This is a genomic window from Nonomuraea cavernae (assembly GCF_014646355.1).
GTDB classification, from domain to species: Bacteria; Actinomycetota; Actinomycetes; order Streptosporangiales; family Streptosporangiaceae; genus Nonomuraea; species Nonomuraea cavernae.
In genome coordinates this window covers 67,357-93,722 of sequence record NZ_BMNH01000002.1, presented here as the reverse complement: position 1 = coordinate 93,722, position 26,366 = coordinate 67,357, and the positions used below count along the sequence as shown (strand labels likewise).

General features: G+C 67.7%; 49 protein-coding genes. 5 read left to right on the top strand and 44 right to left on the bottom strand.

Features of this window, described 5'->3' with window-relative positions:
- From IEY82_RS04600 to IEY82_RS04485, 24 genes are all read right to left on the bottom strand, one after another.
- A complete protein-coding gene (locus IEY82_RS04600) occupies positions 1-666 on the bottom strand; it encodes a hypothetical protein (RefSeq protein WP_189122709.1) in 666 nt (221 codons plus the stop codon).
- Positions 667-1,082: 416 nt separating this feature from the next.
- Positions 1,083-1,382 carry a hypothetical protein gene (locus tag IEY82_RS04595; RefSeq protein WP_189122708.1) on the bottom strand — a complete coding sequence of 100 codons (300 nt, stop codon included), beginning with the start codon at positions 1,380-1,382 and terminating at the stop codon, positions 1,083-1,085.
- Positions 1,383-1,647: 265 nt separating this feature from the next.
- Positions 1,648-2,037: a hypothetical protein gene (locus IEY82_RS04590; protein ID WP_189122707.1), complete on the bottom strand. Its 390-nt coding sequence runs from the start codon at positions 2,035-2,037 to the stop codon at positions 1,648-1,650.
- 143 nt (positions 2,038-2,180) lie between these two features.
- The gene (locus tag IEY82_RS40245; protein ID WP_372459686.1) at positions 2,181-2,720 is read right to left on the bottom strand and encodes a J domain-containing protein; all 540 of its coding nucleotides are present in this window, start codon (positions 2,718-2,720) and stop codon (positions 2,181-2,183) included.
- Positions 2,704-2,964 (bottom strand): hypothetical protein, encoded by a 261-nt coding sequence (locus IEY82_RS04580; protein ID WP_189122706.1) that lies wholly within the window; start codon positions 2,962-2,964, stop codon positions 2,704-2,706. The genes IEY82_RS40245 and IEY82_RS04580 overlap by 17 nt, the downstream gene beginning before the upstream one ends.
- A 4-nt stretch (positions 2,965-2,968) precedes the next feature.
- Positions 2,969-3,373, bottom strand: a complete 405-nt coding sequence (locus IEY82_RS04575) for a hypothetical protein (protein ID WP_189122705.1) — start codon at positions 3,371-3,373, stop codon at positions 2,969-2,971.
- Positions 3,370-3,927 (bottom strand): hypothetical protein, encoded by a 558-nt coding sequence (locus IEY82_RS04570; RefSeq protein WP_189122704.1) that lies wholly within the window; start codon positions 3,925-3,927, stop codon positions 3,370-3,372. Before IEY82_RS04570 ends, IEY82_RS04575 begins: the two co-directional genes overlap by 4 nt.
- Positions 3,924-4,259, bottom strand: a complete 336-nt coding sequence (locus IEY82_RS04565; RefSeq protein WP_189122703.1) for a hypothetical protein — start codon at positions 4,257-4,259, stop codon at positions 3,924-3,926. Before IEY82_RS04565 ends, IEY82_RS04570 begins: the two co-directional genes overlap by 4 nt.
- Positions 4,256-4,795, bottom strand: coding sequence for a hypothetical protein (locus IEY82_RS04560; protein WP_189122702.1), 540 nt, complete (start codon positions 4,793-4,795; stop codon positions 4,256-4,258). The genes IEY82_RS04565 and IEY82_RS04560 overlap by 4 nt, the downstream gene beginning before the upstream one ends.
- Positions 4,792-5,070, bottom strand: a complete 279-nt coding sequence (locus IEY82_RS04555) for a hypothetical protein (protein ID WP_189122701.1) — start codon at positions 5,068-5,070, stop codon at positions 4,792-4,794. Before IEY82_RS04555 ends, IEY82_RS04560 begins: the two co-directional genes overlap by 4 nt.
- Positions 5,067-5,963: a hypothetical protein gene (locus IEY82_RS04550; RefSeq protein WP_189122700.1), complete on the bottom strand. Its 897-nt coding sequence runs from the start codon at positions 5,961-5,963 to the stop codon at positions 5,067-5,069. The genes IEY82_RS04555 and IEY82_RS04550 overlap by 4 nt, the downstream gene beginning before the upstream one ends.
- Positions 5,953-6,315: a hypothetical protein gene (locus tag IEY82_RS04545; protein WP_189122699.1), complete on the bottom strand. Its 363-nt coding sequence runs from the start codon at positions 6,313-6,315 to the stop codon at positions 5,953-5,955. Before IEY82_RS04545 ends, IEY82_RS04550 begins: the two co-directional genes overlap by 11 nt.
- Positions 6,315-6,563 carry a hypothetical protein gene (locus tag IEY82_RS04540; RefSeq protein WP_189122698.1) on the bottom strand — a complete coding sequence of 83 codons (249 nt, stop codon included), beginning with the start codon at positions 6,561-6,563 and terminating at the stop codon, positions 6,315-6,317. Before IEY82_RS04540 ends, IEY82_RS04545 begins: the two co-directional genes overlap by 1 nt.
- Complete coding sequence (locus tag IEY82_RS04535; RefSeq protein ID WP_189122697.1) at positions 6,560-6,979, bottom strand: WhiB family transcriptional regulator; 420 nt, start codon at positions 6,977-6,979, stop codon at positions 6,560-6,562. The genes IEY82_RS04540 and IEY82_RS04535 overlap by 4 nt, the downstream gene beginning before the upstream one ends.
- Positions 6,976-7,227, bottom strand: coding sequence for a hypothetical protein (locus IEY82_RS04530; RefSeq protein WP_189122696.1), 252 nt, complete (start codon positions 7,225-7,227; stop codon positions 6,976-6,978). The genes IEY82_RS04535 and IEY82_RS04530 overlap by 4 nt, the downstream gene beginning before the upstream one ends.
- Positions 7,228-7,311: 84 nt before the next feature.
- Complete coding sequence (locus IEY82_RS04525; protein ID WP_189122695.1) at positions 7,312-7,491, bottom strand: hypothetical protein; 180 nt, start codon at positions 7,489-7,491, stop codon at positions 7,312-7,314.
- Positions 7,488-7,787: a hypothetical protein gene (locus tag IEY82_RS04520; RefSeq protein ID WP_189122694.1), complete on the bottom strand. Its 300-nt coding sequence runs from the start codon at positions 7,785-7,787 to the stop codon at positions 7,488-7,490. Before IEY82_RS04520 ends, IEY82_RS04525 begins: the two co-directional genes overlap by 4 nt.
- Positions 7,784-8,053 (bottom strand): hypothetical protein, encoded by a 270-nt coding sequence (locus IEY82_RS04515; protein ID WP_189122693.1) that lies wholly within the window; start codon positions 8,051-8,053, stop codon positions 7,784-7,786. The genes IEY82_RS04520 and IEY82_RS04515 overlap by 4 nt, the downstream gene beginning before the upstream one ends.
- Before the next feature lie 11 nt (positions 8,054-8,064).
- On the bottom strand, positions 8,065-8,373 hold the full coding sequence (locus tag IEY82_RS04510) for an HU family DNA-binding protein (RefSeq protein WP_189122692.1): 309 nt from the start codon (positions 8,371-8,373) through the stop codon (positions 8,065-8,067).
- A gap of 27 nt (positions 8,374-8,400) precedes the next feature.
- Complete coding sequence (locus IEY82_RS04505) at positions 8,401-8,946, bottom strand: hypothetical protein (protein WP_189122691.1); 546 nt, start codon at positions 8,944-8,946, stop codon at positions 8,401-8,403.
- A gap of 60 nt (positions 8,947-9,006) precedes the next feature.
- Positions 9,007-10,695: a recombination directionality factor gene (locus tag IEY82_RS04500; protein WP_189122690.1), complete on the bottom strand. Its 1,689-nt coding sequence runs from the start codon at positions 10,693-10,695 to the stop codon at positions 9,007-9,009.
- Positions 10,695-11,780, bottom strand: a complete 1,086-nt coding sequence (locus tag IEY82_RS04495) for a hypothetical protein (protein ID WP_225262299.1) — start codon at positions 11,778-11,780, stop codon at positions 10,695-10,697. The genes IEY82_RS04500 and IEY82_RS04495 overlap by 1 nt, the downstream gene beginning before the upstream one ends.
- Complete coding sequence (locus tag IEY82_RS04490) at positions 11,777-12,118, bottom strand: hypothetical protein (RefSeq protein WP_189122689.1); 342 nt, start codon at positions 12,116-12,118, stop codon at positions 11,777-11,779. Before IEY82_RS04490 ends, IEY82_RS04495 begins: the two co-directional genes overlap by 4 nt.
- Positions 12,119-12,156: 38 nt before the next feature.
- Positions 12,157-12,576: an excisionase family DNA-binding protein gene (locus IEY82_RS04485; RefSeq protein WP_189122688.1), complete on the bottom strand. Its 420-nt coding sequence runs from the start codon at positions 12,574-12,576 to the stop codon at positions 12,157-12,159.
- Between the two features lie 356 nt (positions 12,577-12,932).
- Between IEY82_RS04485 and IEY82_RS04480 the strand changes: the two genes are divergently transcribed.
- The 4 genes from IEY82_RS04480 (at position 12,933) to IEY82_RS04465 (ending at position 15,395) form a co-directional block, all read left to right on the top strand.
- Positions 12,933-13,313: a hypothetical protein gene (locus IEY82_RS04480; RefSeq protein ID WP_189122687.1), complete on the top strand. Its 381-nt coding sequence runs from the start codon at positions 12,933-12,935 to the stop codon at positions 13,311-13,313.
- Positions 13,314-13,621: 308 nt separating this feature from the next.
- Positions 13,622-13,942: a hypothetical protein gene (locus IEY82_RS04475; protein WP_189122686.1), complete on the top strand. Its 321-nt coding sequence runs from the start codon at positions 13,622-13,624 to the stop codon at positions 13,940-13,942.
- A 75-nt stretch (positions 13,943-14,017) separates the two neighbouring features.
- Positions 14,018-14,944 carry a helix-turn-helix transcriptional regulator gene (locus tag IEY82_RS04470; RefSeq protein ID WP_189122685.1) on the top strand — a complete coding sequence of 309 codons (927 nt, stop codon included), beginning with the start codon at positions 14,018-14,020 and terminating at the stop codon, positions 14,942-14,944.
- Between the two features lie 28 nt (positions 14,945-14,972).
- The gene (locus IEY82_RS04465) at positions 14,973-15,395 is read left to right on the top strand and encodes a hypothetical protein (RefSeq protein ID WP_189122684.1); all 423 of its coding nucleotides are present in this window, start codon (positions 14,973-14,975) and stop codon (positions 15,393-15,395) included.
- Here IEY82_RS04465 and IEY82_RS04460 read toward each other — a convergent pair.
- The 16 genes from IEY82_RS04460 to IEY82_RS04385 all read right to left on the bottom strand — a co-directional run bounded on the left by IEY82_RS04460 (position 15,350) and on the right by IEY82_RS04385 (position 22,574).
- A complete protein-coding gene (locus IEY82_RS04460; protein ID WP_189122683.1) occupies positions 15,350-15,640 on the bottom strand; it encodes a hypothetical protein in 291 nt (96 codons plus the stop codon). The two genes, IEY82_RS04465 and IEY82_RS04460, sit on opposite strands and share 46 nt — an antisense overlap.
- Before the next feature lie 5 nt (positions 15,641-15,645).
- Positions 15,646-16,371, bottom strand: a complete 726-nt coding sequence (locus tag IEY82_RS04455; RefSeq protein WP_189122682.1) for a hypothetical protein — start codon at positions 16,369-16,371, stop codon at positions 15,646-15,648.
- Between the two features lie 71 nt (positions 16,372-16,442).
- Complete coding sequence (locus tag IEY82_RS38870) at positions 16,443-16,826, bottom strand: DUF6283 family protein (RefSeq protein WP_225262301.1); 384 nt, start codon at positions 16,824-16,826, stop codon at positions 16,443-16,445.
- Complete coding sequence (locus IEY82_RS04445) at positions 16,823-17,017, bottom strand: hypothetical protein (RefSeq protein ID WP_189122681.1); 195 nt, start codon at positions 17,015-17,017, stop codon at positions 16,823-16,825. Before IEY82_RS04445 ends, IEY82_RS38870 begins: the two co-directional genes overlap by 4 nt.
- Positions 17,014-17,346, bottom strand: a complete 333-nt coding sequence (locus IEY82_RS04440; protein WP_189122680.1) for a hypothetical protein — start codon at positions 17,344-17,346, stop codon at positions 17,014-17,016. The genes IEY82_RS04445 and IEY82_RS04440 overlap by 4 nt, the downstream gene beginning before the upstream one ends.
- Positions 17,343-18,047 carry a hypothetical protein gene (locus IEY82_RS04435; protein WP_189122679.1) on the bottom strand — a complete coding sequence of 235 codons (705 nt, stop codon included), beginning with the start codon at positions 18,045-18,047 and terminating at the stop codon, positions 17,343-17,345. The genes IEY82_RS04440 and IEY82_RS04435 overlap by 4 nt, the downstream gene beginning before the upstream one ends.
- Positions 18,047-18,253, bottom strand: coding sequence for a hypothetical protein (locus IEY82_RS04430; protein ID WP_189122678.1), 207 nt, complete (start codon positions 18,251-18,253; stop codon positions 18,047-18,049). The genes IEY82_RS04435 and IEY82_RS04430 overlap by 1 nt, the downstream gene beginning before the upstream one ends.
- Positions 18,250-18,663, bottom strand: coding sequence for a hypothetical protein (locus IEY82_RS04425; protein WP_189122677.1), 414 nt, complete (start codon positions 18,661-18,663; stop codon positions 18,250-18,252). Before IEY82_RS04425 ends, IEY82_RS04430 begins: the two co-directional genes overlap by 4 nt.
- Positions 18,660-18,848 (bottom strand): hypothetical protein, encoded by a 189-nt coding sequence (locus IEY82_RS04420; protein WP_189122676.1) that lies wholly within the window; start codon positions 18,846-18,848, stop codon positions 18,660-18,662. The genes IEY82_RS04425 and IEY82_RS04420 overlap by 4 nt, the downstream gene beginning before the upstream one ends.
- The gene (locus IEY82_RS04415) at positions 18,845-19,378 is read right to left on the bottom strand and encodes a hypothetical protein (RefSeq protein WP_189122675.1); all 534 of its coding nucleotides are present in this window, start codon (positions 19,376-19,378) and stop codon (positions 18,845-18,847) included. The genes IEY82_RS04420 and IEY82_RS04415 overlap by 4 nt, the downstream gene beginning before the upstream one ends.
- Positions 19,375-20,052, bottom strand: coding sequence for a 3'-5' exonuclease family protein (locus IEY82_RS04410; protein WP_189122674.1), 678 nt, complete (start codon positions 20,050-20,052; stop codon positions 19,375-19,377). The genes IEY82_RS04415 and IEY82_RS04410 overlap by 4 nt, the downstream gene beginning before the upstream one ends.
- A gap of 18 nt (positions 20,053-20,070) precedes the next feature.
- Positions 20,071-20,313, bottom strand: coding sequence for a hypothetical protein (locus IEY82_RS04405; RefSeq protein ID WP_189122673.1), 243 nt, complete (start codon positions 20,311-20,313; stop codon positions 20,071-20,073).
- The gene (locus tag IEY82_RS04400) at positions 20,313-20,846 is read right to left on the bottom strand and encodes a hypothetical protein (RefSeq protein WP_189122672.1); all 534 of its coding nucleotides are present in this window, start codon (positions 20,844-20,846) and stop codon (positions 20,313-20,315) included. Before IEY82_RS04400 ends, IEY82_RS04405 begins: the two co-directional genes overlap by 1 nt.
- Before the next feature lie 60 nt (positions 20,847-20,906).
- A complete protein-coding gene (locus tag IEY82_RS04395) occupies positions 20,907-21,143 on the bottom strand; it encodes a hypothetical protein (protein WP_189122671.1) in 237 nt (78 codons plus the stop codon).
- Between the two features lie 14 nt (positions 21,144-21,157).
- Positions 21,158-21,778 carry a hypothetical protein gene (locus IEY82_RS04390; protein WP_189122670.1) on the bottom strand — a complete coding sequence of 207 codons (621 nt, stop codon included), beginning with the start codon at positions 21,776-21,778 and terminating at the stop codon, positions 21,158-21,160.
- Between the two features lie 70 nt (positions 21,779-21,848).
- Positions 21,849-22,574 (bottom strand): DUF2786 domain-containing protein, encoded by a 726-nt coding sequence (locus tag IEY82_RS04385; RefSeq protein WP_189122669.1) that lies wholly within the window; start codon positions 22,572-22,574, stop codon positions 21,849-21,851.
- Between the two features lie 384 nt (positions 22,575-22,958).
- Between IEY82_RS04385 and IEY82_RS04380 the strand changes: the two genes are divergently transcribed.
- Complete coding sequence (locus tag IEY82_RS04380) at positions 22,959-23,465, top strand: hypothetical protein (RefSeq protein ID WP_189122668.1); 507 nt, start codon at positions 22,959-22,961, stop codon at positions 23,463-23,465.
- A 774-nt stretch (positions 23,466-24,239) separates the two neighbouring features.
- Here IEY82_RS04380 and IEY82_RS04375 read toward each other — a convergent pair.
- The 4 genes from IEY82_RS04375 to IEY82_RS04360 are packed head-to-tail and all read right to left on the bottom strand — an operon-like array spanning position 24,240 to position 26,365.
- Positions 24,240-24,893: a hypothetical protein gene (locus IEY82_RS04375; RefSeq protein ID WP_189122667.1), complete on the bottom strand. Its 654-nt coding sequence runs from the start codon at positions 24,891-24,893 to the stop codon at positions 24,240-24,242.
- The gene (locus IEY82_RS04370; protein ID WP_189122666.1) at positions 24,890-25,441 is read right to left on the bottom strand and encodes a DUF6349 family protein; all 552 of its coding nucleotides are present in this window, start codon (positions 25,439-25,441) and stop codon (positions 24,890-24,892) included. Before IEY82_RS04370 ends, IEY82_RS04375 begins: the two co-directional genes overlap by 4 nt.
- Positions 25,431-25,886 carry a hypothetical protein gene (locus tag IEY82_RS04365; protein ID WP_189122665.1) on the bottom strand — a complete coding sequence of 152 codons (456 nt, stop codon included), beginning with the start codon at positions 25,884-25,886 and terminating at the stop codon, positions 25,431-25,433. The genes IEY82_RS04370 and IEY82_RS04365 overlap by 11 nt, the downstream gene beginning before the upstream one ends.
- On the bottom strand, positions 25,880-26,365 hold the full coding sequence (locus IEY82_RS04360; RefSeq protein WP_189122664.1) for a hypothetical protein: 486 nt from the start codon (positions 26,363-26,365) through the stop codon (positions 25,880-25,882). Before IEY82_RS04360 ends, IEY82_RS04365 begins: the two co-directional genes overlap by 7 nt.
- Position 26,366 lies beyond the last annotated feature (1 nt).

Below are 26,366 nucleotides of genomic sequence, written 5' to 3'. Positions count from 1 at the left end.
TCAGTTCTCCGGGTTGGTTGGGAGGGTGTCAGGCAAGCGATTTTGCTTGCGTGAACGGCTGTGGCGTGCGTTTCGCCTGACGAGCCATACTGCCGTGCCCGCCGCGCCCACGGCGATCACGCCGAGGACGCCGACGGTGATGCCCATGGGGGCGTCTATGGCCGCCGGGGCAGCGGTCAGGGTGACGGTGGGCATGGGGGTTGCCGGGACGCATGCGAAGCCGGGGATCGGCGGGGTTGCGCATATGGCTACCGGCATCTTGACGTCCGGGTCGGACGGGTCGGACACGGCGGGCAGGCCACCCGGCTGCGTGGGACCTTGCAGCGTGGGCAGCGGTGCCGTCGTGACGAACACCGTTGACGGCGAGGGCGTGACCGTGGTCACGACCGGTGCGGGCGTGACGGTCCGGACCGAGGTGGACGGTTCGGGCGTCACTGTCCGGACCGACACTGACGGCTCGGGCGTGACGGTCCGGACCGACGCCGCCGGGGTGGCGGTGACGGTGGTGGCCGGAGCCGTCACCGTAACGGTCACGGTGGCGGTCGCGGTCACGGTTTCGGTCGGTTCCGCCGTCACGGTGGGCGGTGGGTCCGGCGCGAGGGTGTACCCCCAGGCCAGGGACGGGGCGAATGCCGCGCACATGAGCATGGCACCGCCAACAGCCACCGCTCCCCTGTGCGCTCTCGTTAACTTCATGTCTCTATCCTAGGGTCATCCTGTTTTCGTGACAACCATTTTCCGGTGCCGAATTTCAGGAATTTTCCGGGCGCCCGACGTTGTGGCCTGGCCAAACGTCCTTTTGTGTTATGCCTGCTGCTGCCCTTGTGGCGTCTTTTCCCTTGCGTGGCGCTACGTGGCCCGTTGAGCGTCGTTGATCACGCTCCACGTGTCTCTGGACGAATCTCACGTGCTAGCGCTTCAGCTTGCGTCTGAGTGCGTTCTAGGGGGGTCCTGGTCGTGTTCTCGCGTGCTGGTTGCGTCGTGGTCGAAAACCATCAGCGACGAGGAGGGGAGCCGGGGGCCGGCTGCGGAGCTGCGGGTCGCGCAGTCGTCCGTCCTCCAGCGTGGGTCCAGCGCGCGGATCATGCGTCGCCTCCGGGGCGCCGGCTGATGATGCGTTGGGCGTGGGCGCGGTAGGCGGCGACTTGCTCGGGGGTGAGCTGCTGTTGCTGGGATCGGACTTTGATGACGGCGTCTCGGACGCGGAGCTGCTGGCTGGGGTCGTCTCTGGCGGCGATGAATGCCTCGTGGACGAGGCGGGGGCTCCAGGGGCAGCCGACGAGTTCGCGGATGACCTGGTCGAGGTTCCAGTCGGCGCGCATTTCGACGAGGAGTGCGGCGAGGGGGCCGTAGGCGGTTCGGAGGGTGGGCTGGTCGGTCATGGGGTCCTTCCTGCTTGCGTGAGTGCTTGCGTGAGCTGATCGTCTTCTGAGTCGCGTGATCTTCCCCTTCCTCCTTAGCCACGTACGGCGGGATGTGTCGCTATAGGGAGAGATAGGGAGCTTCTATAGGGATGGGCCCGGACGCTCGTCCGGGCATTCCGGTCGATTGCCCGGACGCTCGTCCGCGATTGCCCGGATTCTCGTCCGGGCTTTCTCGCGGTTTTGGGGGGTCCGTAGACGAGTTATCCACAGGCCCCCCGCCTCCTCATTGCCCGGACGGTGGTCCGGGCTTCGCCCGTGGGGGCGGCAGTTCCACCGACGCCGGCAGCTCCGGCAGCACGTAGTCGCTGGCGCGCCCCCGGACGGCGAACACCGGCTCGCCCCGGCTGTTGGTCGCGATCGGCACCCGCACCTCCAGGCCCCGTGCCGCGAGACGACGGAACACCTTCGTCAGGCTGTCGACCTCGACCCCAACCCGGGCCGCGATGACTTCCGTCAACGTCTTGCCGTCACCCTTATACGCCCACATCTGGCGGGTCTTCTTGTTGCTCCGCTCCGCGACCACAACCAGCACCAGCCGCTCCGCTTGCGTCATCCCCTGCGCTGCGGGCGTCTCGAACCAGGCACACACCTCCCCGACCAGGCTTTCGGCCACCACTCCCCCTGTCGCGCATCATCGTCCTTGAGGGAAGGGCGGTCATATCAGGTCACTCCGGTCGTCCTCGGCCTCAACACCGTAGTACCGGCCGCGACGGCGGCGGCTCTCGTCATCTGCCATGTGGTTTCCTCCAAAATGAGTCACCGGCCTGGGCGCGGAGCCCGGCCGGTCAAGTTGTAGATGCGGCGCTTGGCGGGGTCCGACAGGATCGCGTACGCCTCCGTCACCGCTTTGAACCGTTCGGCCGCCGCCTCGTCACCGGGGTTGACGTCCGGGTGCAGCTGCCGGGCCAGCCGCCGGTAGGCCGTCTTCAACCCGGCCTGGTCGACGTCCCGGTCGACGCCGAGCACCGCGTAGAACGTGGCGCCCGCCGCCGGCCGGGCCCTCGGCGGCTGCGGTGGTGGCGGCGGTGGCGGTTTCCGCGCTGCTGGTTTGCACGTCGCGACGTGCGGCATCATCAGCCGCTCCCACGGCGCAAGCGGATGCTCGGGGGTGACGCGACGTGACCGGAGAACCCCGGTCACGTCACGCCACACCGCCGTGTTGCCGTTCGGGTCCGGGGCGGGGTTGACGCCGAGCAGGCTGCCCGCTTCCGTCTTCGTCCACCGAACCGGCTTGCCGCACCCGGCACGACCGCCGCGGCCCCCGCCGCAGGGCTTCAGATCAGCCTTGGAGAACACGGCGCTCCCCCGACTCCATCACCTCAGCCAAGGCCTCAAGGCGGCATTCGTGATGCTCGGCCGCCGAGTAGCACTTCGGGCACAGCAGCTCGCCGTCCGCCGCGCACTGGACGTGGAACTGGCACACGGGGGTGTTGCCCATGTGCTCGTGGACGCACGCCATGAGCAGCACCATCACCGTCTGCCGGGTGCAGCACTCGTCCTGCGGCATGTCGACGATGACGCACGTCTGGTCGGGGAGCACCGCGTTACTCCTGCTCGGCCAACGTCGCCGTCCGGCACGCCTCGCACAGCATCAGCACGAGGAGGATCGGGCCCGCCGTCACGGCGGTACCGCCCAGGCCGTCGCCGGTTGCGGCGCACCGGTCACACGTCGAGAACGCCTCAGCTTCGCCGAAGTACGAGAGGAAGCACGCCCTGCACCGCATGACACCCATCTGCTGTGGCGTGCCGAACACCGGCTGAGGGCTCTGCAGGTGTCCACACCTTCGACGGCACCGCAGGTAGGCGGCCAGGAAGTCCTTCGTCACGCTACTCACCCACCCAACCGGGTCAATCACCGGAGCAGCAGCAGAAGCGAAGATGGCAGACACGATGCGTTCCGTGTGTTCTGCCGCCGCCGAGATCTGGTCATCCACCGGGTTGGCGCTCATATCGCCGTCTCCTCGATCACTCTCAGGCCCCGCCACTTCGCGTACGCGGCGGTGCCGGCCGCGCCGCGCGACTTCGGGTGCAGGTGTGCCAGCATCGCTCTGTCGCCAACCGCTGCCAGGGTGCGTTCCACGATCGCGCCGTTCCGGTACGGCCCTGCGGACTTGTCGAGCTCGGGCAGGTGCCACGGCGCGGGCAGGCACTCCACGGTCACGCCCGGCGCCTGTACACCCCAGTCGTAGGCGTGCATGTCGCCGCCCTTCGGGGTGCGCCGCGTCGGGTCGAACCCGACGATCAGCCGCATCGGGCCGACCTGCTCGCGGATCCGCGTCAGGTCGGTCCACACCTTCGCCCGGGACGCGTGCCGCCACCCCGTGTAGCCCAGGGTGAACCAGTCCGGCTCGCACCAGGACGACACGTCCGTGAAGAAGAAGCTGTACACGATGCGCCTGGTCTGCTCGGGCGGCACCCCGTTCTCGCGCAGGGTGAGGTGGAGCTTGCGGGCCATGTCCTGCCGCTGGTCGACGCTGACCCTCGGCCGCTTGGGGAACCTCATCCGCCACCGCCTTTGCCGGTGGTGGCGCTCTTGCCGAACCCGCCTCGCTGGATGATCGTCCCCTGCCTGGTGACGATCCGGCTGTTCTTCGGCCGCACCGTCGTGCCGCCCCGCAGGACGGTGCCAGCGCGGTGGCCGCCGTATCGCAGCACGTACGCGCTGTGCGAGCCGCTGCTGCTGTTGCACAGCCGCTCGTCGACCACGACGTAGCTGCCGTCCGGCTGCGGCTTCACGAGCACGCAGTCCGCGGTCACCTCATCAGCGCAGCCGGCGGCGACGAGCGCGGAGATGGCGGCGACCGCGCCGAGCTCGATCACGCGTGATCTCTTCATCGCTTCTCGCTCCCGACCTGGCCGAGCAGCCGCTGGACGGCCGCCAGGTCCTCAGTGGTGGTGGTGGTGCAGGAGAAGCTCTCGGCGTGGCAGCGCGCGAGCTGCACGGCCCGGCGCAGGTCCTCGACCGGCACCAACACCTGGTCGTCACCCACGCTGGATGCTTCCTTGGCGGCCTTCGGCAGTAGCTCGGCGAGCGCGAGCTCCCACGAGGTGAACTTGACGGCGCGGTCGTCGAGGTACGCCGTCGCCGGGAGCTTCCTGTTCGTGACGAGCAGGCGGTCGCGGTCGGTCCAGAACTTCATCGGCGCGTGAATCTCGTCCTCGACGCACGTCTCGAATCCGTGCTTGGCCAGCCACTCGGCCACCTGGCGGGCACTGCGGGCGGTGTGGATGAACATCGCGTAGCGCTGCATCAGGAGGCGCAGCCCGTTGAACGCGCCAGGCATCGGCTCGTCGTAGATGGTGCCGTCGAACCACCCCTTGCTGTAGCGGTGGATCACGCCGTCGAAGTCGACGCCAAGCGTCTTGATCATGACGCCTCCCACGGCAGGCGCGTGGCCTCGTCGACGATCAGGAGGGTCGGCCGGGCGCCCCGGAACTCCCGGCGGTTCCTCTTCGCCACCGTGTGCGGGCCGTAGTGCCAGTAGTCGCCGCACTTGAACGCCCGCAGGTTCTGGCCCGGGTGGACCTGCCGGGCCGCAACCTTCGCCGTCCGCTTCGTGCCGTACCGGACCCTGCCGCACTTCGTACAGCAGCCGAAGTGGCGGTCGGCGTCGATCGGCCTGAACGCCTGCGACTTCCCCTTCACTGCACCCCTCCTTCTGCTAGCTCTTTTGCTTGCATGTCTGCTGCGCTGTGCCGTTTGAGTCCCTGCCGCAGCGCCGCGCGGGTCACGCCGAGACGTTCCGCGATCAGCTTCGCCTCGTCCTCGTCGCGGAGCGACAGCCCCTCATGCTCGGAGATCCATAGCGCGTCTTCGATGAGCGACTGCCCGGTCTTCAACGGGCTGTAGCCGTCCAGCGTGCCGTGCTTCTGCAGCCGCTTCAGGCACGCCTCGCAGTGGCAATGGCCCGGCTTCACAGGGCGGGCACACTCAACGAACTCGCACCGGACCGCCGCCCAGTCCGGCAGGGCGTCCGGGTCGTCGATGTCGACAGCCTCCCACGCGGCCGGCGGCGCCCACCGGCGGCGCTGGGCGCGCGACCTGGCCCGCTTGGCGGCCAGGTCGGTGGGCGGGACCTGCTGGCACAACTCTCCGTAGACGACGTTGACCTCAGCCGCGAGACTGGCCGTGAGGCGCGTCCCCTGCATGATGCGGCTGATGTTCGCCCAGCTGTCTCCTCGCCGCCTGGCGACGCGGCGGCCGATCTCCTCGCCTGTCCAGCCCATCGTGGCGAGCGCCTGTATGCGGCGCTGCGTCCCGGTCGAGTCCACCAAGACCCACCCGTTGATGGGAGCCACCGCCAGGATCTTCGCTTCGGTTTCCGGGAAGACGGTCTTCTGGCCGTGGAGCAGGATGTTCCAGATGGACGTTTTGGTGATGGTGGACGCCTCCGCGATATCGGTGACGCTCATGGTGCGGCGCAGGAGCTGCAGGTGCTGGCGGACGCGGGTGGCGTCCACGCGCCTCTTGATGCCGAGCTGGTACGCCTTACGCTGCCTGGTCGCCGCGGTCACGCGGCGGGCCTGCTCAACTGCCATCGACACCGCCCCCCGGGGCTGGCCTGGTGTCGATGTCCTCGATCCACGCCATGAGAACTGCGGCGGCCTGGACGAGGCCCTGACGCATCGCGGGCAGCTCGTCGGCGGCCATCGCCCCGTACACCTGCTCCAGCAGGAGCGATTGCCACGTCTTCGTCTCCGGGTCGGCGCTGATCTGCCGCTCGGCGTGGGCGAGCATCGCCAAGAACTCGAACTCGGCCCTGTCGTAGGTGCCGTGGTCGCGGAACCGCTGCTGGCCGAGCTTGTCGTGCTGACGCATCCGCTCCGCCAGCACCTCGCGAGTGATGAAGGCTCGCACCCTGGCGTTGGCCAGAAAGTCGACGCCCGGCATCACATGCCTCCCATGGACGCCAGAGGGATGCCGAGCACCATCGCGCGGACACTGGCCAGGTCCGCCTCCGTGACGCCGTACCCCTCCACAACCGCCACGACGTTGTCGCTGCACACGACCTGACGCCTCGGCATCTGCTGCTCCTTCCCCTTGCGCTTGACGACCCGCTTGCCGTCGATCCTGCGGGGTTTCTTCTTCTTGCGGTTGCGGTACTCGGTGGGCTGCTCGTCCTCCATGGAGCCGCTCATGCGGTTGTTCCTTTCGTAGTGGATTTCGTTTTCCGGGCCTGGTAGGCGGCCCGCTGGCGCGCGTTCGTGCACGTCTTGCACATCGACGACCGGCCGGTCTTGCCGCGCTTCTTGCTGACGAACTCGGTCAGCGGCTTCTTCTTGCCGCACTTCGTGCATTCGCGGGGCGCGTCGACCAGGCCGCCGCCCAGGTGTTCAGCCCGCGTCAGCCCGGCCACGACCAGGTCCGGCAGCTGGTCTTTCCGCTTCGTCGCAGCGTCCGCGCGGCACCTGCCCCGCACAGGGCAGGCCGCGCACACCTTCCGCTGCGCCTCGACGTCGTTGGGGGCCTTGCGTGCGAACAGCTTCCCGAGGTCGCCGCACGCGGCGTCCCGGTGCCACGCTGGCACGGTCCCGATGGCGACGAGGAGCGTCACTCGCCGTCCTTGCGCTCGAAGCGCTTGCGGTGGGCGAGGAACGCCTCCCGCTGCCGCTCGTACCGGCGCATCCGGATGGTGAGGCGCACCTCCTGGGCGACGCCCTCGCCGACGACCAGCACGGCGAACGCCATGCTGGTCGCGCCGAGGGGGACCAGTAGGTGGCCGAGCAGCGGCCACACGTACGCCATGATCCACACCAGGACCGTGATGGCGACCCACGCGGCCAGCACCAAAAGCGGTCTCACAACTCCTCCAATCTCAACTCACGTGGTGAGAGGGTGCGATGATCAGGCCCCCGCCGTGATCAGCGCACCTTCTCACCGGTTGTCTTACGGTTTCCGGGCAGCGTTGACGTCGACCCGGACGCCGACCGGCAGATACCTGTCCGGGCCGGGGGTGTCGTGCTCGACGATGTGATCGTCTTGGGCGCTGGCCAGAACCCAGAAGAGGATGGCGAGTGCCGTGAGGCCGAGCAGCACGCCGACGAGAACGTAGATCAGCGGCCTCATCGGGCGATGCCCTCGGCGGCGGTGCCGGCCTCGGCCTCGACTCCGAGCAGCTGGGCCAGCGTCCACTCGCCGACCAGCGTCGTCGACTGGTGCTCTCCGCAGCCGTTGCACCGCTGGAGCACGGCGGTCTGGACCGGCCCGAACGGCATCGTTTTCACGCTCGACACGCCCACCGGCGACCACCGGCACTGATGGCGCTGACGCGAGCCGGACGCCAGGTAGCAGAAGACGAGAACACCACCGAGAACAGCGATCACAACGCCGACGATGACGGCCGTGTCGGGTGCTCCGGTCACTGCGCACCTCCCACCCTGCAGCTGTCGGCGAGAGCGGCAGGGCCGCCCTCCTGGTCTCCCAGGAGAGCAGCCACCACCTCGACGGTGAGGTACGCCCGGCGCGACTCAAGCGCCTTGTTGAGGGCGGTGATCGTCGGCAGCTCGACGTCGTCCTGGCCGACCTGCCACACGATCGTGTCGTTGACGTCCTTGGCGTACGCGGTGAACGTGTGCCGCTGGGCGTCCCAGACCGCGTAGACCCGCAGCCTGCCCCACCCTCGGAACATGTGGGCGGGCATCAGTTCGTCGGCCTCTGCGTCTGCTGGACCAGGCCGAGGAAGCCCCGGCCGAAGGTGGCCTTCGGCTTCCACGTCTCCGGCACGTCGACCTCCTCGCCGGTGCTGGGGTTCCGCGCCTTGCGGGCCTTGCTGTGGGCCAGCTCGAAGACGGCGAAGTTGATGAACTTCACCTTGTTGCCCTGGGCCACCTCCTGCTGGATCGCGTACACCGTCGCCTGGACGGCCTTCTTCGCGTCCTTCGCGCTGAGGCCGGTCGCGTCCGCGACGACCGCGGCGATGTCGCTGAGGTTGCGGGTGTTGTCGCTCATGTGTCCTTCTTTCGTGGTGGTGCTGGGTCAGTTGCCCGGCGTGGGCGCCGGGGTTCGGGTGGGCGGCGTGAAGCTGGCCGCGCTCGGCATGGGCGCGCGTCCGTCGTGGACGAGCTTCAGGTCGCGGGTCTGCGTGGCCTCCTGCGGAGGGTTGACGACGGCGAGGCCGTGGCCCGCGCAGTGCGGGCAGCCGTTCCCCTTGCAGGTCTGGCAGGGCGGGTTGTCGACCCGGTAACAGGGCCCGTCCTGGCGGTGCACGATGCCCGGCGCGGCCGGGTTGCCGCACATGCACTGCGCGGGTCCGGCGTGCGGGTTCTGAGCGGCAGAGGCCAATCTCCGCTGCTCCTCCTGGTTGTCCAGGAACGCGATGCGGGCCATCACGTCGCGGTGGGCGCCATCGGCCGTAGTCGCGAGCTTCTGGTAGATGGCGGCGGCCTCCCGCAGCTTGCTCACGTCGGTGGTGGACGTCGGGAGCCGGTAGTCGCCGATCGCCAGCGCTGCCTCAGTCTCGTAGCGGACGTAGGTGATGCGGTCGGTGGCGAGGTCGTCGGTCTGCACATAGAGGGGTCGCACGTCGGTTCTCCTTGCGGGTTGGGGGCACCGGCCGTGGGTGCGGGCCGGGGCCGAAGAAGGTCAGTTCGTGGCTTGCTGGGCGCGGGCTTCCTGGATCTGGCCGATGATCGTGTCGTAGGCGTCGGGGTCGCCCGTGGCGGACTCCAGGACGTCGATCGCGTCGTTGATCTGCTCCGGGGTCGGCGGGGCGGCCATGGTCACGGTGGTCCCGGCGATGATGCTGATGTCGCGCAGCATGTCGTCGCCGGTGATGCCGAGCTGGCCGAACAGGTGCAGCATGTGGGTGCGGCGTTCGGCCGGGTCCTGCTGCTGGGGCTGCTCGGCGGTTGCCTGCTTGGGCTTGCCGGGGTTGGTGATCGGCATGCTCTTGAGGCGCGCCATCACCGTGTCGGCTTCGCTCTCGGTGAGGTCTGCGGTGGACTCGACGGGCCGCTTGACGGTCTCGGTCAGCCATTCGGCCTTGGCCGCCTTGTTCGCCGCGGTGCTGCCCTTGCCGGTGTGCGAGGCGATGCCGCGTTCACCGATCATGATGTTGAGACGGGGCAGGCGTTCCTTCGCCACCTGAGGGTCGTCGACGACGTCGGCGTCCACAACGTCGTCGTCCGGCGGCACCACGATGTCCTCCGTGCTGCGGCCGGCGGGGGCCTGTACGGGCGGGGCCTGCTTGTCGGCCTGGGCCTCATCCGGCTCGGCGGGCTGGATGCGCTTGAGGAACGCCACCAGCTCGTCGGCCGTGGCCTCCTCGATGCGGCGGCCTCGGGAGAAGTCCGCGAACTCGGCGTGCAGCGCGTCCATGTTGCCGCCCTCCCAGGCGGTGACGACGTCCTTCCACGCCTCGGCCAGCCGGTCGATTTCCTTGGCTCGCTTGGCCGCTTCCGCCTCGATCTTCGCGCCGCTGGTCATCCACGTGTCGCGGTCGGCCTTGGCCTGCCGCCACAGGTGGGTCACGGTCTCGCGGGTCTGCGCGACGCGGATGGCCCCGATGTAGTCGGTCTGTTCGGGCTTGCCCGACTCGATCGCCAGCCGGTCCTCTGACGCTCCGGCGCCGAGCTCGGCGTGCTCGGGCGCGGCGGCCATGATGCGCGCAGCGGCCTGCATGGAGGTCATGCCGCGGATCGCAGCCTCGACCTTGGTGTAGAGCTTGAGCTTGCCCTTCTCTCGGGCTGTACCGGGGACCAGCCACAGGCTGATCGGGACCGCCACCTTGGTGCCGAACATCGCCTGAATCATGTCGACGAAGCCGGGCAGTTCCTTCCCTGCGTTCGCGCCCTTGGTCTCCAGCAGCCACGTTCCGATGTCCTGAATCTCGGGGATCCAGATGTTCAGGCGGGTGTGCAGCTTGCACGCCTGCTGTGGCGGCGCGTTCTCCCAGAAGCGGGGCCCCCACTGGGCCTTGCAGACGCAGGGTCGGCCCAGGTTCGCGACGGTCTCGCCGTCGCAGCGGGCCTGCTTGCCGCCCCGCGACCACTTCTCGTACGCCTGGTCAAGGGGGTCGCGGAGGGGCGGGATGATCGCGTCGAGGGACTTCAGGTCGGGGTTCATCAGCCGCCACTGCATGCCGCCGTCGCCCTGCGGCTTCCACTGCTCGACGTCGCCGCCGTAGATGTCGGCGAGCTGCCGGATGAAGTGCTCGAACTCCGAGGTCGGGATGAAGAACTCCGACGCTTTCGGCCTGCCCTCGTACGTGCCGAGACGGATCCGGCCAATTGTCCGCATGCGGTGCTGCAGGTCCTTGATGCGACCGCCCATCAGGCTGCCTCCTCCTTGGTCTCGTCGTCGTCGAGGGTCAGCGGCTCGCCGATCACGTTCTTGGCGAGACCGGTGTTGAACTCCGCGACACGGCGGATCGTCTGGAACACCTCGTACATGTCGTCGCCGCACCGAGCCGGGTAGAGGTTGTAGCCCTCCGGGCGCAGGTGCAGGATCACGCCCACGTCGTGCCGGGGCGGCAACTTGATGCGCGTGCCGTCGCGCAGCCACCCCCATGGGGCGGCGCGGTACGCGCTCATCTGCAGGCCGGCCTCCGGGTAGACGCCGTGCACGTTGCCGTCGTATGTCTGGCCGTTGAGCGTGCCGCCCGTCTTGGTGTCGCCAGGGAAGAGGGTGTCGGAGGGCACGCCGAGCTTCCGCGCGAGCGGCCGGGAGCGGAACAGGTAGTCGAGCGTCCCGGCGTACGGCTCCTCGTAGTTGGCGACGACCATCTCCGACGCCTCGAAGTCGATCTCCCACTCGTCGACCCACCGGTTGAAGTGGTCGATGTACGGGCGCAGGTCCGGGTTGGCCAGCAGCCCCACCGGGGCGGGCTCGCCGAGGATCTTGCACTCGACCAGCTTGTGGACCGCGCTCCCGACGTCGGCCCGCTCGTCCTTGCGCCGGTTGGGCTCCTGCTTGAGCCACTTGATGAACTCGGCCCGGCCCTCCTCGGTGCGGGCGGCTTCGAGCATCGCGAACACGTTGTCCATCGCCGTCTCGGCGGTGACTTTCGCGGCCCAGTAGACCAGCGCCTCGTGCGCGGACCCCTGGTTGAGGATCGTCGTCACCGACCGCAGCAGCACCTCGGTCACGGGGTCCTTGTAGAACCCGGACTTGCTGCGGCGCGGGATGCGGGCGGTCAGGATCGGAGCTCCGGAGCCGGTGCACGGCAGCACGTCGCCCTTGTTCGCCTTGTGCTTGCGGATCGTGCCGCCCTTGTTGACCTTCTGGGGCCGCTGGCACTCCCCAGGGCAGAGGTAAAGGTCGGGGAACACCGCCTTCTCGGCCTCGGCCCAGCCGTCGCCGCCCTCCTCGGCCAGGCCGTTGATCATCTCCGCGGCGGAGGCCGCGAGTCGGGTCACTTGCTGGTCTCCATTTCGTACATGGCCTGCGCGTACGGGTGCCTTTGCTGGCCGCCGGGCCATGGGATCTTCCGGGGCTCGTCCGCTTCGACGCTGGCGATCACGCCGCACGCGACGCTGATCAGGTCGTCGGTGTGCAGTCCTGCGTAGGTGGGCGAGTAGCCGTCTTCGAGGAGCAGACTGGCGAGGAGCTTGCGCAGCGGCTCGAAAGCGGGGCAGGTCAGGTGCCGCGCGGCGTGCATGGCGACGAGGGCGTACTTCCGGTCGAACGGCAGGTCCGGGCCTTTCAGTGGCGGGCCTGCATTGCTGCTAGCGAGAGTGCTTGCATCAACACTCATGATCGTCGGGTCTCCTATTTGTGATGCTGGTGGGTTGGCTACGGGACGGTTTGGGTGGACCGTCCACGGTGAGGGATCGCGTCGGTTCCGTCGACCAGGGCAAGCGTGGCTTCCGCCGCCGCGATGCGTGCGGCGAGGGCCGCCAGCTTGTCCGTCGCTTCCTTGACGGCCTGCCGTGTTTCAGCGAGCAGCTGCTCCGCGGCTGTGAGCTGCCGGGGGATGAAGCCCTGCAGCAGGTACTCGGCCAGCAGTGGGCGGGGGATGCGATACCCGCGCTTTCCGGTGCGGATGTATCCGAGCCGGTTGTCCTGAAGGAGGTAGAGGACGGCGCGGTCGGTCACTCCGAGGACCTTTGCGACCTGCCCGACTTGGAGCATCTGTTCGCCGTCCGGTGCTGCGGCGTCAATGAGGTCGCCGACGATTCGCTCCGGCGTCATTGCCGTGTTTGTGCTGGTCATTGGCACCTCCCGAGTGCTTTTGCTGATCTCCGTTTTGAAGATCAACGAGCGCCAGGAGGGACATTACTCGGTTGTTCGCGAAAAGCAAGCGCTTTCGCGAAATTTCGCGAAGCGACGCGAAACTACTTAGCGTGACTGACCTTTCGCGAAATAGCCGCATGTTCGCGCAGTAACTGCTACGGTGGCGCCGTTCGGCAAAAACAGAAGGTAGCCGCAAGAACCGAAGGAGGCGCGCCACCATGCCGTCGTCACCTCAAGGCGAAACCCCCCTCCTCCCACCCGACGCCGCCCTCATCCAGCGACTACGCACTGACCGAGGGCTCGAAGGCCCTCTGAGCGTCGCCCGGTGCGCCGAGATGCTGGGCACCTACACCACCAAGCCGTTTAGCGACCGCTCCTGGTCCGCCTACGAGCAGGGCAAGAGAGACATCCCCGACAGGGAGTATGTCCTCATGGCCCTCGTCGTCGGCGCAACCCCGGAAGACGTGAAGGCCGCCGGCCGCGACAGGGCCAGCGAACTCCTCCGCCAGGAGATCGACCGGCGCCGCGCACCCACCGCAAGTGGCGTATCTAAGAGAACGGCCGAGCGGATGGACGCCGCCATCGCGCAGATCCAAGCGCTCCCCTTCGATCAGAAGGTACGGGACCAGATGGTCGAGGTACTCCAACAGCAGGTAGACGCCATGATTGACCTCCACGGGCGACAGGTGGAGATCATGCGAAACGAAGCGCAGTGACATTACGGAAAACGGCTTCGTTATATTACGGACTCCGAAAACTCATTGAATTCGAATGATTCGCATGACAACCAAACCCGTGAGGCACGCGTCGTAGCCGCCAAGCAGGCACTTTGTGCACCTTCACGGACGGCGCGTGTCTGCATGGCCAACATTAGACATGACACGTTTCGGTCATATATTTCCCTAGACGGATACCATTCGGAAGCTTTACTACTAGTTGTCGCCGTTCCATAGCCGTCAGCGGACGCAGACAGCCCGCCGCAGTTGGAACGATTCAGCTAAGCCAAACCGTCTGGAGCACCATCATGTCTTCGTTCAACCGTCTGCGTCTCCCCGCCGCCGCCCTCGCCCTCGTGCTACTCCTGTCCGGAGCCACGGCCGCCTACGCCGACACCCCGAACACCGTGCAGACCCGGACCCCAGCCAGCCCAACCACCACCCCCGGCGTGACAAAGACCGTGACCACGTCCACCCAGACGGTCTCCAATCCTGACGGCAGCAAAGTGATCACTAAGACCGACATCACCACCAGCGTCACCGTCACCACCATCCCGGCGCCGGATTCCACGCCCTCCCCCGAAGCCACCCTGCCGATGGACTCGACCAACACCACAGGCGGCATGTAACAGACCGGCACCCAACCAACCCGACCGAGGCGGTTCTAGCGGATCTCCTCAACCCGCCCCCCGAGGACACCTTTCGTGCCATTCCATCGGGACAGCGATGAGCTGCGCCTATACAAGTACCTGATCGACTACGGGCCCACCCGAGCGGAGAACCTGCTCGACGTCGTGAAAGACCTAGACCGCAGCCTGGACTGGCTACGCGTTCGAGGGTTCGTGATCGGCGACCCGCCCCGCGCCCGCCGCCCACGTCACGCGCTCAGCCCGGCCGTCTCCAAAGCGGCCCACACCCTGGACCGGCTGAGGCAACTCATGGAGGACCTGGAGCGGCGCTACGAGGCCAGCGGCCACTACAGCGTGGGCGAGCCCGTATTCAAACTGACCAGCAGAGAAGAGGTCACCAGCGTCTTCGACCTGCTGCAGAACACCGTCAGGCAGGACTGGATGCAACTCATCACGGGGCCTTTCCTCCCCCTCGCCGGGCCTCTCCCGCCTGAGCGGAGCGCTACCTCCGCCAGCGGCCTCACCTGCCGCAGGCGAGTGGTGTACGAGAAAGAGGTCATGGACAACCCGGCCGTCATGGATGGCCTACGCAACACCCTGCGTTGGGGAGGGGCACAAATCCGGTTCACCGACCGGCTGCCGACGAAGCTACTCATTGTGGACAGTGCCGTGGTGCTGACGCCAGCCGAGGAGCGGGGCAGTCTGCCCATGCTGATGATCAAGTCGGCCCCGCTTATCGCCGGGCAGATCGCCCGCTTCGAGGAGGAGTGGGCGAAGGCGATGCCGTACAACGCCGACATCTCCCACGCACCCTCAGACCTGGACGCGCAGGATCGCAGGATCCTGCAGCAGGTTGTCGCCGGCGAAACCGACAAGTTGATCGCCCGCGTGTGCGATGCCTCCACACGGACCGTGGGCCGCCGCATCGCGCGGATGCGCCAACTGGCAGGTGTGTCCACCCGAGGGCAGCTCATTCACTACGCAACGAAGAACTGGCTGTAACCCAATGTCACTACTGGGGGATTTTCTGATGCTGCGCACCGATCGCGCCTTGGTAATGTCCGTGACCGTCACCGTGCTTAGCTGGCTCGCGGCGGGGGTCGCCACCAGCTGGGTCGTCCTCGCCCCGCACCTGCACTATGCCCCCGTCTACCTGCTGTGGCTGCACAGCTTCGCGATCGCTGCGACCATCAACACCGTGGTGCTGGTCGCGCTGCGCGCCTTCCAGCGCATGATCGGCGACACACAGCAGGTGTACGCGCTCGGGTTGGAGCATGGCATCGACATCCGGGATTCGATCGCGGCCCCCGGCCGCGAATCCCTCGGCGATTTCGCGCCGTGGAGCTCCGAAACGCAGAAAGCTCCGGCCGCCGCCGGAGCTTTCCGCTGCCCGTTCGACTGGGAGATCTACTCTTCCTGCGTGAGGTCCGACACGACTTTCAACAGGGTGTAGAGAGAGAGGCCCTCCCCCGCCGGGTCGGCCTCCTTGGTGATCTCCACCATGCGGCGGCGGGTCACCAGGGATTTCTTGTCGCTGGCGGGCACCCCTTCGGGTGGGCCCGCCGCGGCGGCGAGGGCTTCGTTGAACTTTCTGGTCGGCTCCGCAATCGCCTCGTAGTAGGCGCGGGCCGCCTCCAGGAGTGCATTCTCCGCCGCGATCCTCTGCTCCTTCGGGGGGAGCCTCCCGGGGTTCTTCATGAACACTATTCTGCCACGCCTCGTTTCGTTTTCGCGCTAACCTTGCGAGATTGGCGGCGCCTGCCGACCAACTCGGCCACGTGCTCTTCGTACTCCTCCTCGGTCCACAAGCTGCCGCACCCCCCGACCTCCTCACGGGCGTCGCACTCGATGTACCGCTCCCCCGCCGCCCGGACCAGCGCCCGCTTGCCGCACGACCGGCACGGCCCCACGAGTTCCTGCACGTGAACAGCCCACGGCGCGAGCCCAAGCGCCCACCGGCGCAACGCCCCGACCTCGCCGATCATGTCGTCAATCCAGGGCTGGCCAGTCGCCCAGTCGAGATGCCGCAGCAGCCACGCCGACAGCTCGCCGACGTCGGCCCGCTGCGGATAGACCAGGCCGCGGTGCTCGGCGATCAGCCACGCCCAGTTCTTCAACGTCGACGGGATCGACGGCGGCCCGATCTGGTCGTCATCGTCACCGTGGATCGGCGTCGCCCCCTCGTGCAACATCGACAGCACATCGAGCCGCGTCGGCGTGCTGGCCTCCTGCGACCCGGACACCCGGTCCCCGCCGCCCTGGCCTGGCGTTTTGTGCTGCTCCAACCACCGCATGAGCTGCGGCGCGATCTCCAGGTCGCGCCGCAGCCTGGTCGCGCAGGTCGCGCAGATGAGACTCCCGTTGGCTGCCTGGCGGGGGTCGCCCCGTCCGCAGCGAGGGCCGATGCACAGTGGGTTCGTGTCGGTCAACGCTGTCCTTCCAAGTCCGAGGGGTAGCGAGCTGTATCACTGTCGCCAGCAATACAGCCAGCGTTAACGGACTACGGTACGTCCTCCCTGGTAGAGGTGCCGTTCGCCTCGGCCATCGCCTCGTACGACTCGTACAGCTCCGGCGAGTTGTCTCCCCGGTCTAGCGCCTCCATGGGCAACCTGCCGTCGATCACCGCCATCCGAACACCCATGTGGTTGTGACCCTCGACGGCGAGCCAGCCCGCGCACGCCAGGTCCTCGCCCGTGCCCGGGTCACCGACGTGACAGCCGAACATCGGCGAACCAGGCAGCGGCGGGATCCCGGCCGCGTCCGGCCGGCATGTGGAACGCAGCCGCTCGTACCGCTCCGGGGGGAACTTCCCGAGCTCGGCCTTGACCTGCCACGGGCATTCACTGCACGGGTACCTGCGGTGCGGCATGCCGTTGTCGTTCACTCCTCCTCCTCTCGCATCACCTGGATCATTCCGGCGATCTCCATGCAGCGGTGCTCCAGCGCACGCCGCTCCCCCGGCAGCATCTGGGCCAGGAGCGCGCGGACGTGATCGACGTCCTGGACGGTCATGGCCGCCACGATCTCCGTCTCCACGTACGGCGTGCCGTACTTCCTGTCCTCGTTGGTGTTCATGCTGCCGCCTTCCCCGTGTGTGCCAGGCACGTCCCCTTCGAGCAGCGGGGCAGCAGCTCCTTCCCGAGAGCCTTTCTGCTGGCAGGAACGAGCGGCTTCAGGTACCAGGCCGCCGCCTCCAGCATCACCATCAGCGCCGAGCCGAACACCCCCAAGACCTCCCATTGGTCAGCGTCGTGCATGACCTGCCTGCGCTCATCCCGGCAGGCGTCGCACAGCTGAATCGGTTCGCAACTCGTGATCAGCGCCCACCGCTTCAGGACGCGCGGCGCCTGGTAAGCGACGCCCAGCACGTACACCAGCACGATGACGTCCCACGGCCCGATCACCGCGCCCTCCTCTTCGCCGAGCGCCGCTTGACGAGCAGCACCTCACTGCCCATCTCCCAGCACGCCAGCAGTCCGCCGTCCCACTCCTCCGCGAGCCGAAGCGTGTAGCGGACACGATCGAACGGACACACCAGCTCCACCTCGAGGTCGGGGTCCGCGGCGACGGTCACGGATCGCGCGCAGCACGGCAGGTCGGTCTCCACATGGTCGGAGCCTTCCTCCTGCCTGGTGTGCCGCTGCACGATCATCCCGGGTTCGGAGCAGAGCTCGCCGACCGTCACGTGCCTGCTCGCCGAGAAGACCATGGGCAGCGGCGCCTCGACCTTCCTGGCCCGCTTCACGACGTCGTACTGCCTGATGTCCAGCGCCATGAGCAGCCGGTCGGCGACTGCCAGCCGGTCCTCTTCGGTGGCGAACGGGCCAATCGCCTCGTCGCGGTCCAGCTCTGCCGCCAGGATGTACCCCGCCTCGGGCCGGCTGGCCTCACGCAGAGACGTGACGGCCTGGCGGTTGATGCGGCGGACGAACCAGTCCAGGTCCAGGGTGTTGCCTACGACGGCGAACACTTCGGTGTTGTCGTCGGTGATGACGAGCGCGTGGCTGCCATCCTTGCCGGGGGCGAGGTCCTTCACCAGGTCGTCGTCACGGGGCACGATCGACACGTGCAGGCCGGTGAGGGGGGTCGCGTACCGGATGTGCATCACACTGCTCCGTACTTGTTGTCGATCTGGTCCCACACGGCGGTGCCGAGTTCGACCAGGGCCTCGGGATCGTCGAAGAAATCGAGCGCCCAGTGCAGCGGGTTCGGCTCCTCCCAGGCCGTGCTCGCGCAGGCTCCGGCGGCGAGCTTGACCAGCTCGCGCACCTGGTCGTCGGTGAGACCCAGATGGGTCAGGTCGACGCTCACAGGGAGTTCCTTTCTTCGGTGGTGAGGGGATACCGGGCGGCGAGTGCCCGGATGATGTCGAGGGCGACGCGCCGGTCCTCGGCTTCGTTGTAGTCCTCGACGTGGCTGTAGGTTTTCTGGCCCGTTTCGGTGTCGAGGTCGTAGTTGTGGTACTCGACCTCGAACAGCTCAGGCCGGTCGGGCATGTGGTCGCGCCAGTCGTCCTCGTAGTGCTCGGCGTCCCGCCGCGCGCCGTCCAAGACGGTCCGGATCTCAACCCATGCCCGCTCCAGACAGAGCGCGTTCTCGTATGTGCCGTTGATCGTGGTGGCCTGCACGGCGACAGTCTCGGACGGCTGGCCGGGCCGGGCACACAGCAGGCCGGCCACCTCGGCGATCTCGTCGCGGGTGATGTAGCCCCACGCGCTCATTGGCTCTCAAGCTCCTTGATGCGCTGCTCCAGGTCGCGGATACGCCTCTCCAGAGCCTCGTCGCGGTTCTCCGCCGCCCACTGGTTCGAGTCGACGGTGCGAGACAGCATGTCCACCTCGTGCCGGGCGTCGTCGGCGGCTCGTTGCGCGTCGCGGGCGGCCGAGCAGTCGTCTCCGTAGCTCATGCCTGGGTTCCTTCCTGGGGTTGTACGAATCGGGCGTTGTCCGGGTACCGGTGCCGCCATTCGGGCGGGATCTCGCCCTGGTGCCACAGGTTCCGGGTGGTGGCTGTCCGGCCGTCGAACCACTCGATGTCGAAGCGGCGTCCGCCGAATCCGCGGAAGCCGCCGGTGTCGCCGCCGATTGCGTAGTGCTCGCCGTTGACCACGACTCTCGCGGCCGGGTCGACGGCGCTCTCCAGGTAGCCGCCGGGCCCCCAGTAGGGAGGCATGTCCGTGGTCTCCTCCTGGTGTCGCGCGTCGTTGACGGCCCGCAGGATTTTGCTGGCCAGCTTGTCCCCGGCGGCAGCGGACTCGTTGTCGCAGCGCAGCAGCAGCGTCGCCAACGCGGCCGGGCGCCCGGCGAGGCCGACCAGGTGCCGCCATGTCGGGAGCACGCCGGACTCCTGCTGGTAGGCGCGCAGGACCTCGCCCGCAGCCACGTACGGGTCTGTCGGCCGTTCCAGCGGCACATCCGTACGGCGTTCGTCGCTCACTGGAGGATGCCGTGCGTGATGCCGTCGAGCACGTCCCGCACGCAGCGGGCGTCGCCGAGGGCGGTGTGCTTGGTCGCCGAGTCCTGCGTGACGCCGACGATCTCCCAGGCCAGCGTGTTCGTGGCACCTTCGAGCCAGTCACGCACGTACCGTGCGGGCTCAAGCCCGAACGCCTTGTCCACCTTGCCGCCGTGCGCGGCCAGGCGGCCGTAGACGTAGCCCTTCAGCAGGGCCCGGATGTCGTCCATCCGGTGCGACGCCGTGAACGCCTGCCCGTTGGCGCGCATGAACGCGCGCAGAAAGTCCCTGTCGTGGCGGGGGTTATTCGCCACGATCGTCGCGCCGTCGAGGAGCCGGGCGAGCTGGAGCGCGATCTGCTCCACCGTCACGTTCTTGATGACCTCGCCGTCAGCGGTGGCTTCCCACTCCGCGCCACACGTCAGCTGCACGCCGTGGCCGATAGGCAGGTGAGCGACGTGGGCCCGGTCGTAGTACTTGTTGATCTGCAGCGCCCTAGGGTCGGCGGTGGTGAGGTCGGGCCTCACCTGCCACCAGAACTCCAGGTCGCCACCGTCAGGGAAGTCGGTGTCGCGGATGATCAGGGCGGCCTCCCAGAGGTGGCCGAACTCGGTGTCGAGGTGGGTCGACTCCGTGTCGAGAATCGCGTATTTCACAGGTGTCCTTTCTGCGGGTTACAGCTCGGCGAACAGGTCGAGCTGTCGGGGGTTGGCGGCTTCCTCGGCCTGGCGGGCGAGGTCGCGCGGGTGGGGTTCAGGTGTCCGGCCGACATCGCGGCAGTAGCTCACGCAGGTCCGCATATGGATGTCGTGGCATTCCTGGGAGTACACGCAGATCGGGTGCTGGCAGAGGCTGTGTTCGTAGACGTGCTGCCTGGTCCAGGGAAAGTTCTTCTGGCGGCACTCGACGCACCGCATCAGGTGTTCTCCTGGTCCGACTCCTTGTCGAGCCACGCCTTGACGAAGTGGTTGAGCCGGGCGGCCACAACCTCGTCGACCGGCCGCAGGTCCAGGTGGTTCAGGCCGTCGTCCTTGGCGCCGGCCCACAGCTGGAGGATCTGCGCCAGGGCGGCCGTCAGTTCGTAGGTCAGGCTGCCCGGCGGGTAGTCCGCCTCGACCGCCTGCAGCAGCTCGCCGTACGCCGGTAGGTCCATCAGGGTGCGGTACCGGACGCTGCCGGCCTTGAGGCGGAACGTCTGCCAGGTGCGTCGGGTGGTCCAGAGGGTGACGGTGTTCTTGTCGTAGAAGTCGCCGCCCTGGATGACGAAGCCGTAGCCGCCGAGACGGCCGGTGAACGGAGTGACGGACTTGCGGTGGATGTAGCGCTCGCGGCACTCGACGAGCAGTTCGTACCGGTAGCCGCGCAGGACATCGCTGGTGTCGCCGTCGAGGTAGTCGAGGGGCACCGTACGGTGCGGCGGGGTCCATGGCGGTTGTCTGGGACCGGGCAAGGAGGTTCTCCTGGGGTGAAGGGCGGGTGGCCCGGCGCGCGGCCGGGCCACCCTGGAGTGTCAGTCGGGCAGCTCTGCGTCTCGGATGAGCAGCGCCGCCGAAGCGGTGGAGACCGGCCGCCGGTCGGGGTTGCGATGGTCACTCCGGTGAAGCTTGGCCAGCTCCTCCGACGCGGCCTTGACCACGCCCGGGTGACCGGCCCACGATCCGCCGTCGACCCCGAGCGCGCAGCCGGGGGTGTCGCAGACGGCCTGGTGACGGGGGTTGCCCTCGACCTCGACCGGCTCAATCTTCACGACGATCCGGGCCATCAGCTGCCAGCCTTTCCGCTTGCGTCAACAGCCTGCGGCTTGGTCCAGTCCTCCCAGCCGGTGCCGTCCATGCCGATCCAGCCGGGGTCGACCAGGCGGGTGCCGTTGCAGGCGATGGCGACGAAGTAACCGACGTTCTGGTGCGCGGTGTCGTCCTTGGCGGGCTGGACGCCGCACACCGGGCAGGCCAGGGTCAGCCACCTCACGATGTGCGTGGGCCACTCATCAATCTGGATGGCGAGCTTGGCGAGGTACCCGGCGTCATCGGCGAAGAACGTGTGGTCGTCGTGGACTTCCCGCTCGCAGGCGTCGAAGAAGTGGTTCTCGATATCGTCGGACCACTGCTCGTCGTTGGATGCGAGGTAGGCGGCCAGCTCCTGCGGGGCCACGCCGACGTGGACCTCGAACTCCTTCTCCACCTCGTAGCTGACCATCTCCTCGACCCGGATCCGGATCCTGCGGGTCTCGCGGGGCAGGGTCTTTGCGACCTCATGAGGCGGTGTCGCGTCGATGCAGCGCCTGGTGGTGGTGATGTGGTCCCACAGGTCGGGGCGGCCTTCCGCAGCCAGGTTACGGATGGGGTCGCCGCAGCTGGTGCAGGTCGATTCCGTGTTCTTCACGGTTCTCCTTCGGGGTTGGTTGGTTGGTTGGAGCGGGGGCGGGCGCTGGGTGGCACCCGCCGCCGGGGGGTTAAGCGTTGAGGGCGCGCTGGCCGCTGGAGCCGAGGCGGGCGCCGCCGCCGAGGTCGGCGCGGTCGCCTGCCTCGCGGCCGGCGTAGTAGGCGTCCGTGTCTCCGACCTTCCGCGCCTTGATGGTGCCGGTGTTGGGGGTCATGCGGTTGAAGTAGTCGTTGACGGCGGCCTGCCGGTCACGCAGGACGACGTCGGTGGAGCGGCCTTCGACGTGCGCGGCCTCAACGGTGGCGGCCTTGTTGGCCGCGCGAAGCTTCTCGCCGACGCGGCTGGCGAACCCGGCCATGAAGGACTTGCGGGCGGTGACGAGGCTCTTGCGTCCGGCAGGGGTGACGTGGGCGACTTCCTTGATCATCTGCAGCGACAGGGAGGCGTAGAGCATCTGAACGGCTTCGAGGTCGCTCTGGTAGCCGGAGACCATCAGGTACGTCTTGCCGTTGAGCTTCCACTGCAGGACGCGGCACTGCTTGGCGCTGGTGATGGCGGTGAGGAGGAGGATCCGCTCGGCCTGGTGGGTCTTGTCGACGACAAGGGGGAAGCTGGCGAGTTCGTCGGTGATTTGTCCGGCGGCGGCGAGGTGCGCTCGTTCGATGCCGTACGTGGCCATGAGTTTGTAGGCGCGCTCGCGGAAGGTTTCGGCCTCCTCGGCGCCGGTGCCGGGGTGTTCTGCGACGGCGAGGTATTTGCGGATCCGGTCGAGTGTCTTCTCGGGAGCGTCGGTCACGTGTCTGCCTTTCTGGGTTGGTTGGTGCTAGCGGTTTCGCTTGCGTGAGTTGGGTTGTGCTCACGTTCGCTTGCGTTTGGATCTTGGCTATTCTTGCACGATCGTTCCGAATTCGCAACGACCCTTAGAGGGTGCTGAAACGCTCCCTACGCGGACGTGAGACACGAGACGATCACTCGCCCGCGAACCATGATCAACAACGCTCACGCTGGCCCTGAGCACCACACGCGCACACTCTCAGCGTCACGTCGAAGGACGTTTCCCATACGCCCGTCGCCCCCACAGCCACCCGAAACGCAAGCAACGTCACTTGCAGAAAAAACCGAAGCACGGAAAGGTGGGAGACGACACCACGCCCGCCCCACCAAGGAGACACAGCCGCCCATGGCCCGCTCGACCCAAACCGCCGCCGCCCGCAAGGCACTGGTCAAGCAAGCGGAACAGCAAGCGGCATCTCGCCCGCGCACCAAAACCCGCCAGGACAAACCCACCCTCGCCGTCCGCATCAGCTACCACACCAACGAACGCCTCACCTTCGCCAACGAGAAGACCGGCCTCGGCATCTCCGGCATCGTCGAAGCCGCCCTCGTCGACTACTTCGAGTTCCTCGGCATCCCTGACGACGCCGAGCCGCCCCGCAGCCCGGATGGCACCCGCCCCAAGCGGGAACGCAGCGTGAAGAAGCGCACCCGCCGGGCAGCAGAAGAGGTCGACGACGTGGCCATCGGGCCGCGCATCACCCGCCAGACGGACAACCGGCTCACCGTCGCCTGCCTGGACACCGCCACCGGCCCGGTGGACATCCTCGAAACCGCCCTCAAGGCATGGCTGCGTAAGCGAGGCATCCCGCTCTACCCACGCACACCAGGGACGGGACCTGACCAGCCGTAGGCCGAGCGGATCGAGGCGGCCGAACTAGCGGGGGTTGTGGCCGGCGGACCGGGCTGGCAAGCTCGCGACCATGATCAGACACGGGAGCGACACAGGCGGTTGGACAGCGAGCGACACGGGTGGGTGGGCTGCGACCGTAGGCGGCGGCATGCGGCACCTGGGCGGCTGGTAGCCCCGTACAGCACGTAGGACCCGAACCCCCGGCAGCCCAGAGGGGAGTTCGGGCCCTTCCCCATGCTCAGGGTCGCGAGTGACGGGCGAACCAGCCGAGCAACCCCCAAAGCGTGGCTCCGCCAGCGGCAAGGCCGGTCAAGAGCGCGGCGGGCCATGTCGAACCGTCCGCGAGCATGAGGGCGGCGGCGATGGCGGTAGCGGCGATGGCCGCGAGAGCGATCAAGATCGCACGTTCGGATGACATGTAGTCAGTTCCACCAATCTATGAGCGGACACATTACGGCCAGGGCAGGGACCAGGCAGTGTGTTCGCCCTGGTCGCAACATCCCGGCTGACGTGTTCTCTCTGGCGCGCCCCCTTCCTGTCCTTGCGCGTTTCTTGGTGGAATTGAAGTCATGGTACGGAAAAGCCCGAACCCATGTGAGTGAATTCGGGCCTTTCGCCTCGTGTCTCTGCTGGCGTCTACATGGTGGCGGCGCGGGCGAGCATGCGCGCCTTACATAGCTCGTTGTCCCACGTATTCAGCGTGTTCTCCGGCCTCAAGCGCGAGACGGTGCTAGCCCTTTTGCTTGCACCCTTTCAATTGGTCGGTCCAGTCGCTCACAGTGCCGCCTTCGCAACCTGCTCCAGGGCCTCGCGCAGCCGCTCCAGGGTGACGCCGCGTTCCCCGCCAGGCCCCAGGCGAGCGATGATGTCCGCGCTTTCCAACTGCTCGATGCGGGCTACCTTGCCGACCGGTTCGACCAGCGCGGCACGGCCGCCCATGACCGCCCACGTGGCAGCCACCTCGTCCTCCCCCTCGTGCGTGACGACCTGGGCGTGCAGCTTGAGGAACGGGAACGCCGCGGCGATGATCTCCCAATCGGCGGTCAGTTCCTCCACGGTCGGCCACTTGCCGATGTTGTACGTGGAACAGCCGATCCGCCCGTCCCAGTCGCACCAGCCCTTCGGGCCGCCGATCCACGGCGACCCGATACGCGCGTTGTCCAGGTAGTGCAGCTGCAGGACACCTATCCGCTTACGCCACGCCTTCATCGCCTGCCAACTCGCCTTCCTCACCTCGATGTCCACGCCGAAGGGCGGCTCGATCGGCATGCCGTACTCGGCGGCCAGGCTCGTCACCGCCGCATTCCACGCCCGGTCGTTGACGGTCATGCACCAGTCGTCGGTGCGGATGAGGATTTCGTTGGCCTGCTCGCGCGTCACCGGGTCACCGGCAACGAGCAGCCTCGGCCACTTCGTCAGGTCGGTCATGAAGGGAACTCCAGGTCAAGGGTCGGTTGAGGGTGATTGTCCCGCGATCTTCTGGCTTGGTAGTACGTGGCGGCCAGGTCGTAGCCGCCGCCCGGCGCTTTTCCGGGCTGGTGCCGGGAGAACCGGGAATCGGGTCGGATGGTGACGATCGGGCCGCCAGCCGCCAGCCAGCCGGGCGGGTACGCGCGTTTCACCTCGGTCAGCCACCGCTCGTAGTTGGCTTTCGGCTGCTGCACGGCGGGCAGGTCACGCCAGCCGGGCCACGCATGGTCGTGCGCGTCCTCTACCGCGTCGCCGTTCCTGGGCCGCGTCTCGCCTTCCCAGTCGCAGCCGAGACAGCCGCCCCGGTACAGCTGGTGCCAGGACGGTTCGTCGACCACGCGGGACAACAGGGTCGGCCGGTGGTCAGGCGCAGTGGAGGTGACCCCGTCACGTTCGTTCGCTCCTGGGTGGCCGAAGTAGATGCCCCACATGCCGCGCCCCTGACCGATGGGAGTCTGTCTGATCGCGGCCTGGCGAGCGTCCACGCCGCGCGGCTCACTGGCCATCGGGCTGCCCCTGCTCGGCGAGCGACCACAGGATCACCCTCACGGCCCTGCTGTAGTCGCCCTCCTTGCGAGTGCCGATCTCATGCCGCACGAGGCCCTCCCGTTCCAGGCTCCTCAACGCGCGTTTCACGGTCTTGCCCGACCGCTCCGACACCTGGAGCACTCGGGCGAGCTGGTAAGCGGGAAGCCGCAGATGTGGGTACCTGCGCAAGTGCTCCAACACCTGCGGCTTGATCTCCGGGTAAAGGATCACCCGCCGGTCGACGTCGCCCTCCAACTCCCGCAGGTACCGCTGAACAGTCCGTGCGTGAACGCCGAGACGGTCCCCGATCAAGGCCGGGTCGGTGATGCCGAGGTTACGCAGTTGCGCGGTTTGCTCCTTCCGTGAGGCCCGCTCCTTCGGCGTGACTCGCTTCTTCGCTGCTCTCGGGACGCTGGTCACCATCCCTGCCCCCGGTCCAGGTCGTCATCGCTCACGCTGACGGACTCACGGTCTGCCGCCGCCGCCATGACAGCTTCGACCGCGCCATCGGTCGGCTGCAGCTGTGCTGCGGGCGGCTCCCAGTCGGGGCAGGTGGTAACCATCGCCAGGTACAGCCAGTCCGGGAAGCCTGCCCAGGTCTCTGGGGCAGTTCCGAACCTGCGCTCAGTCACAATCATCAGGCCGACCTCGCCGTTCACCTTCCGGTTCGGCCCGCTCACCTCGTACCGGCCGAGCAGCCAGCCGCGTTCCGGTGTCCACTCCCACTGGTAGGTAGCGTTGCGGGGGAAGAAGTCGCGCTGGCCCGGCCGGATGATGGGCTCGGCGGCGGCGAACTCGTCTTCAACGATGACCGTCACCTTCTTGCGGGTGACCGTCGTCCAGCCTCGCGTGGCCCCGGCCCTCTCAGCGGCCGGCGGCGGGTCGAACAGGGTGTTTTCCACG